This is a genomic window from Flavobacterium sp. YO12, from assembly GCF_004119495.1.
GTDB lineage: Bacteria > Bacteroidota > Bacteroidia > Flavobacteriales > Flavobacteriaceae > Flavobacterium.
The window spans coordinates 1-5,976 of the sequence record NZ_NRQU01000114.1 but is presented as its reverse complement, the minus strand read 5'-3'; the positions used below and the strand labels follow the sequence as shown (position 1 = coordinate 5,976).

The following is a 5,976-nucleotide window of genomic DNA, read 5'->3' as shown; positions in this document are numbered from 1 at the left end:
TGTATTTACATCGGAGTTACCATTATATTGCTGGCCTATAATTTTGCAGCTTATACTTCTTATATAATAGGCGTCTTTATCCTTTACATTTCTATTCTATTTAATTGTGCTCATTCTAATATTTAGGAATAATAATGAGCCTGCATTTTTTAATGAAAGAGAAAAATACAAAAACAAAGAAATTGATAAAGCAACTCTAAGTCTTATAGATCAAAAACTATCATTAATGGTAGAAAAAGAACTATTCCTTAATCCAAATTTTAACCTTGAAGAAGCTGCAAAAGAACTAAATATAACGAAACATTTATTGTCTCAATATGTAAATGAAGTATTAGGCAAATCCTTCTCAAACCTAATCAAAGAATATCGAATTGAAAAAGCAAAAAAACTATTAGAGACAGAAAAAAACTTAACACTTGAAAGTTTAGGTTATGACAGCGGCTTTAATTCTAAATCAACCTTTTTTACAGCCTTTAAAAAAACAACCGGTTTAACTCCTGCTGAATATCAAAAATCATATTCAAAATAAGTTCAATATTACAAAATAGGAGTTCTACTTTATAAAGTAAAACTTTTAAACTGTTCATATCTAAGATATTTGCTCTCATTATTAACAATTTAATTTTTTAAAAATGAGAAAAATTCTTTTAGCAATTTCCTTTAGTTTATTCTTTTTTACTGCAAATGCTCAAGTAAATAATGATGAAAATGATTGGCTTTTAATTCAAAAAACACTTAATCTTTATTTAGACGGACAAGCTACAGGCGATTCTGCAATGGTAGCAAAGTCATTTCATGATTCTTGGCAATTAAAATATTTTGCTGAAGACAAATTTACTATCGTCCCTAAATCAAAGTATATAGTAGGGTATAAAAAGCATCCAAAATCAAATAACTGGTCAGGGCGTATTGTTTCTATCGACGTAACAAATAATGTAGCCATTGCAAAAGCCGAAATAAGTACTTCAAAGCTTTTGTTTACAGATTATTTTAATCTTTTAAAAACCAATCAAGGCTGGTTTATTGTCGACAAAATATCAACCAGAACACCTCATAAAACAGTTGAAGTACCAGCTGTAAAACAATAAGAATAAATCAGGTATTCTTTTTCTTTAATTCTACATTTCTAAATGATGAAAAACACAGCGCTCATATTTCTTATTCTTATAGGTTTGTATTCGATGAATATTCACGCTCAAAACAAAATACTCTTTGTGACTTCAAATCAGGATTTTTACGGCAATACTACAATTGCGACAGCCAATCATTTTGAAGAAATCATAAAACCGTACGATGTATTTATAAAAGCAGGATATACAGTCGACTTTGTAAGTCCTAAAGGTGGAGCAATTCCCGTTGGCTATATCAATACCTCAGACAGCTTACAAAAAAAATACTTGTACAACGGATGGTTTATGGATAAATTAGAACACACAAAGAAACCAACAGAAGTTATTATAGATGATTATACGGCGATCTTTTATACCGGCGGTGGTGCCGCAATGTATGGTGTAGCCGAAAATCCTGTTATTCAAAAAATAGCACGAAGTATTTATAATAAAAATGGTGTTATTTCTACTATTTGCCACGGAACTGCGGGAATTGTTTATTTAACAGACGAAAACAAAAAGCCTCTTTATAGCGGAAGAAAAATTACTGGTTTTCCAGATAAATTCGAAAATAGAAATGCCGAATATTACAAAGCATTTCCTTTTTCGATTGATAAAGAGATTAATAATAATCAAGGTAATTTTGTATATTCTGATAAAGGAGGTGATGCATTCTATATTGTTGACGGAAGATTTGTAACAGGACAAGATCCTACTTCAGCATCAAAAGTGGCTAATGAAGTTATCCGAATTTTAAAAACTAATTTTAATAATTCAGATACAAACAAGAAAGATGATTTAGAACAAATTACAGAAGTTCTGCTTAATTATATTGAAGGAACTGCAAACGGACAACCTGAAAGATTGCGAAAAGCCTTTAATCCAAATTTTAATTTATATACTGTTGAAAAAGATACTTTATGGATACGTTCTGGAGAAAAGTATATTTCGAATATAAAAGTTGGTGAAAAGTCTAATAGAAAAGGGAGTATTATTTCGATCGATATTGAAAAAGATGCGGCAATAGCAAAAGCAGAAATCATTGTGCCAAACTGGCGGGTTTTTACAGATTATTTCTTAATTCTTAAATATGAAGGTACTTGGAAAATTGTGCATAAAAGTTACACTTGGAGAGAATTATTAAAAGCCTAAATAAACTGAAAAACCTCCAGAATTATTTTATTCTGGAGGTTTTAATCAGCATTTACAATCGAATACTTTATACAAGATTAATAGTTTTAGATAATCAAAAACTGTTTTATTAATCATTAAAATACTGATTGTATTAAGATTCTTTTTTATTGAATTAACTTTAAATACGCACTATAAGCATCATCTTTAATAGAAGTTCGCAGATAAACTTCGTTTTCATCTTTTGTTTTAAACTCAAATTGAATCAAAGCAGCATCTGAATAATAATACAAGAAATCATCCACCGCAAATTCCAGATTTGAAATAGGTTTCGTTATTAGTTTTACTTCAAATGCAATTTCACCATTTGTAATGTCTATTTGAAAAAGTTTTCCCTTACCAGTATATCCCCAAATATTATCACTTTCCTCAATCATGTATTCGACATTGTCGCCTTTAAAATCTGTTTTCCAAATCTGAGTTCCCGTTTTTGAGTCCACAGCATAGATCGAAGAAACCTCAGAACCTTGAGCCGCAAAATATACTTTTTTGTCCTTGCAAAATATACGATCCTTAATATTATTTTGATTTTCAGCTAGTTTAAATTGCCATAAAACATCTAGTTTATCTGGACTTAAAGCAAAAACCACATCTTTTTCATTTGCAATAAATACATTTTCGCCATCCGTTACAGGTTTTCCAGTCATAGCTTCCTCAAAGCCTTTTTGGTTAAGAAGTTTACCAGAATTTGCCTCAAAACTATATAAATTAGACGCACTTTGTACAAAAACTTTGTTGTCAAAAAATAGAACTGGATTGTCATTATATAAATTATCCAGCTTATAATTCCATATTAAACTGCCGTCTTTTATATCAAGAGCATAAATATTATTATTTGGACTTTGTGTCGTAATAAACAATTTTCCATCATTAACAACCGGAACTTGATTTTTGAGTACAATTTGATCCTTAATATTTCCCAGTCTAGATTTCCAAAAAATAGAGCCTGTTTGACTATCAATTGCAAAAATTTCACCGTTAACAAACGGAATGTATATAACTCCATCAAGCAGCGTTACTTGATTTGCACACATTTCGATAGTAAGATCTGTCGCTTTTACAGTCCAATTAAAAGATTCTTTTTCTAAATTGAATGACATCAAAGATCCATCGTAATCATAAATCAAAATTGACTCTTTGTCTAATGGAACTTTTTTAAGAGGTTTTATGGCTTTATGAGTAACCATATCATTATCCGTTAAAACCTTATTATTAGAATAATTAGTTTTCTCTGACTTCGATTGGGCATTAGCTTCACTAAATATATTTATTGCCGTAAATACAAATAAAAGAGTTATCAGTTTAGTTTTCATTTTTAAAATTTGGGTTTCATGATTTAATTTCTTTTTCAACTCAAAAGCTGTCAAATAAAACAATATCGATGCCAAATATAGTTAAAAATTACTACCCTGTTTTAGAAGCAATAAAGTCTTCGTAATCTTAAACAAATTAATAAATTGTAGTAAAAATATTTCTTATATTCGTTTTGAAGAAAAGCCTATTCAACTATAAATCATTTGTATCCAATTCAATAAAATGAAAAAAAGTATATTACTATTAGTTCTCACGCTTGCTGCACTATCTTCTTGTAAAGAAAATAGTAAGTCAACTCCAGATACTGTTGATACAAAAACTTTAGATTCGGTAAAAAATATCGAAAACAAAAAACAAGCAGCTCTTAATAAAGCCATTTACACTAAATATGAGTATAGGGATTCTAAAGGCGCAAGTGTTACAATAGAAAACAGTTTGCCAAAAGGAGGATCAAGATATACTGATCCAAATGGCAAGGAATATATTTATGTTCTATTCTGGACTCGAATAAACAATCAAACAGCTAATCCTCTTGAATTAAAAATGGACTTTCCTGTAGATTCTTATGAGATTCCAGCTTTACCTGACCAATACTTTAAAATTTTGCTTCCTCCCAACGAAATGACATATGAGAAAATCCCTTTATTTAATTATGGCTTTAAAGATTTAAATTCATTCTTAGATAAAAATATTCATAAATCATCTTCACTAAAAAGAACTATTAATCCGAAGCAATCGAGTAGTTTTTATGTTGTTTTACTTTGCGTAACAAAAGGTGCACATGGTACTTTGCGAACTGGACTCAGTTTAAAAGGACAAAATCTTTTTTATACAATTAACGATAGAGAAATTCATTGTGGAAATATTAATTTGAAAGATTTAATACTGCAAAAATAAAGACAATGATATTGCTGTCAAATTCTTCTAAAAAAACTAAATTAAAAACTCCTTAATTTCTTAAAGAGTTTTTAATTGGTTTTACAATACAATTTTAAGTTAAGAAGTTTAACGATTAAACCTTTGCATTAACTAAATAAATCATCCTATTTATTCTTCTCAATCAATTCAATAATTTTTAAGGCTACACCATTTGATGATTGAAAATTTTGACCTGTAACAATTCGACCATCTTGTTCAACAAAAGATTCATTTCGCTTTGAAAATTTAAAATCTCCACCTCTTTCTTCTATTGTCTTCTGAATTAAAAAAGGAAAGTGTTTAAAATATTCGCCATCTTGTTTTTCGAAAGAATCAGGATAACCACTTATTTTTTTTCCTTCCACCAAGAATTCTCCATTTTTAGTTTTTAAATTAACAATACCAGCAGTTCCATGACAAACCGAGGAAATAATACCGTTATTATCTTCATATACTTGCATAGAAATGCGTTGAATGTCTAAGTTTTCAGGAACATCATACATTGCACTTCCACCGCCAATATAATGAACAGCTTTGTAATTTTTATAATCAACTTCTTTAGGACTCAGCGTAAACTTTATGGCGTACATAAAGTCTGGATTGTATAAATACTTTTTTTGCATATCATCAGAAGTATTAATATAAGCTAAAGGAATATCACCTCCATTTGGACTTACAAAATCAACAGTATAACCTGAATTTACAAAAGTATCATAAGCGTTTACAATTTCTGCAAAGCTGTTTCCTGTTGAAATTGTAGAATTTCCATAATAATTAGCATTAGAAACAATAAACAATATTTTCTTTCCAGATTTATTACTCGCTTTGCTGCTTGCCGATTTGCTTATTATTTTCCATTCGCCTTGAATTTTTTTGAGCAGAAACATATCCATAAATTCTTGCTTTCTTTCAGGAATGAGAATTTCAGCCTTTGCAATAGCAATATCATTAAAATATTCTATAGAAATAATTCTCCCTATACGACCATTAAATTCTCCTTTTTTCCTTTTTGAAACCAAGAGACATATTCTGAACTAGGAACTACCCATAAAGGCTTTTCTTTATGACTTAAAAAAAGATTGGCTTCAGTATAAAAAGCCTTACTTATATCGTCGGGCTTATTATAAGATGTTCCATCAATATAGTTTTGAATACAACTTTCAATCAGAGACTGCTCCGATTGTGAAAAAGATAAATTTGATAATAATACAAATAAGATTGCGAAAAAGATTCTTTTCATAAACACTGGATTTTAATGATTTAAAAATATTCTTCAAAACTATATTGATTAAGCTTTAAATCATTCCAGATTTATAATAACGGACTCCAAATATATATTTTAGGATTAAAAAATTATTCTTTTTGGTAAATTTGAAGGCGTTGTGCCAGTTGATTTTTTTAAATGAACTATAAAATGTAACTACTAGGAATTAAATCCAGATTC

Annotated in this window: 6 protein-coding genes and 1 pseudogene; 4 read left to right on the top strand and 3 right to left on the bottom strand. The window is 29.1% G+C overall.

Annotated features, from left to right (window positions below):
• Positions 1–106: 106 nt before the first annotated feature.
• The 3 genes from BOW55_RS20360 to BOW55_RS20930 all read left to right on the top strand — a co-directional run bounded on the left by BOW55_RS20360 (position 107) and on the right by BOW55_RS20930 (position 2,261).
• Positions 107–529, top strand: coding sequence for an AraC family transcriptional regulator (locus tag BOW55_RS20360; protein ID WP_129026256.1), 423 nt, complete (start codon positions 107–109; stop codon positions 527–529).
• A gap of 103 nt (positions 530–632) precedes the next feature.
• A complete protein-coding gene (locus tag BOW55_RS20355; RefSeq protein ID WP_129026254.1) occupies positions 633–1,088 on the top strand; it encodes a nuclear transport factor 2 family protein in 456 nt (151 codons plus the stop codon).
• Positions 1,089–1,130: 42 nt separating this feature from the next.
• Positions 1,131–2,261, top strand: a complete 1,131-nt coding sequence (locus BOW55_RS20930) for a nuclear transport factor 2 family protein (protein WP_164975083.1) — start codon at positions 1,131–1,133, stop codon at positions 2,259–2,261.
• Positions 2,262–2,407: 146 nt separating this feature from the next.
• On the opposite strand, the gene BOW55_RS20345 is transcribed toward BOW55_RS20930, so the two are convergent.
• A complete protein-coding gene (locus BOW55_RS20345) occupies positions 2,408–3,613 on the bottom strand; it encodes a PQQ-binding-like beta-propeller repeat protein (protein WP_129026252.1) in 1,206 nt (401 codons plus the stop codon).
• A 223-nt stretch (positions 3,614–3,836) separates the two neighbouring features.
• Here BOW55_RS20345 and BOW55_RS20340 point away from each other — a divergent pair, with 223 nt between their 5' ends.
• Positions 3,837–4,511, top strand: a complete 675-nt coding sequence (locus BOW55_RS20340) for a hypothetical protein (RefSeq protein ID WP_129026250.1) — start codon at positions 3,837–3,839, stop codon at positions 4,509–4,511.
• Between the two features lie 146 nt (positions 4,512–4,657).
• On the opposite strand, the gene BOW55_RS20335 is transcribed toward BOW55_RS20340, so the two are convergent.
• Together BOW55_RS20335 and BOW55_RS21485 are read right to left on the bottom strand one after the other, a co-directional pair.
• A complete protein-coding gene (locus tag BOW55_RS20335; RefSeq protein WP_241686637.1) occupies positions 4,658–5,419 on the bottom strand; it encodes a type 1 glutamine amidotransferase domain-containing protein in 762 nt (253 codons plus the stop codon).
• Positions 5,420–5,428: 9 nt separating this feature from the next.
• A pseudogene (locus BOW55_RS21485) lies at positions 5,429–5,772 on the bottom strand (nuclear transport factor 2 family protein); the annotation flags it as partial.
• Between the last annotated feature and the right edge of the window lie 204 nt (positions 5,773–5,976).

What these genes read in the sequence shown, in the direction of transcription:
- BOW55_RS20340 (WP_129026250.1), top strand. Translation starts at nt 3,837, where the DNA reads ATGAAAAAAAGTATATTACTATTAGTTCTCACGCTTGCTGCACTATCT.
- BOW55_RS20930 (WP_164975083.1), top strand. Translation starts at nt 1,131, where the DNA reads ATGATGAAAAACACAGCGCTCATATTTCTTATTCTTATAGGTTTGTAT.
- BOW55_RS20355 (WP_129026254.1), top strand. Translation starts at nt 633, where the DNA reads ATGAGAAAAATTCTTTTAGCAATTTCCTTTAGTTTATTCTTTTTTACT.
- BOW55_RS20345 (WP_129026252.1), bottom strand. Translation starts at nt 3,613, where the DNA reads ATGAAAACTAAACTGATAACTCTTTTATTTGTATTTACGGCAATAAAT.
- BOW55_RS20335 (WP_241686637.1), bottom strand. Translation starts at nt 5,419, where the DNA reads ATGTTTCTGCTCAAAAAAATTCAAGGCGAATGGAAAATAATAAGCAAA.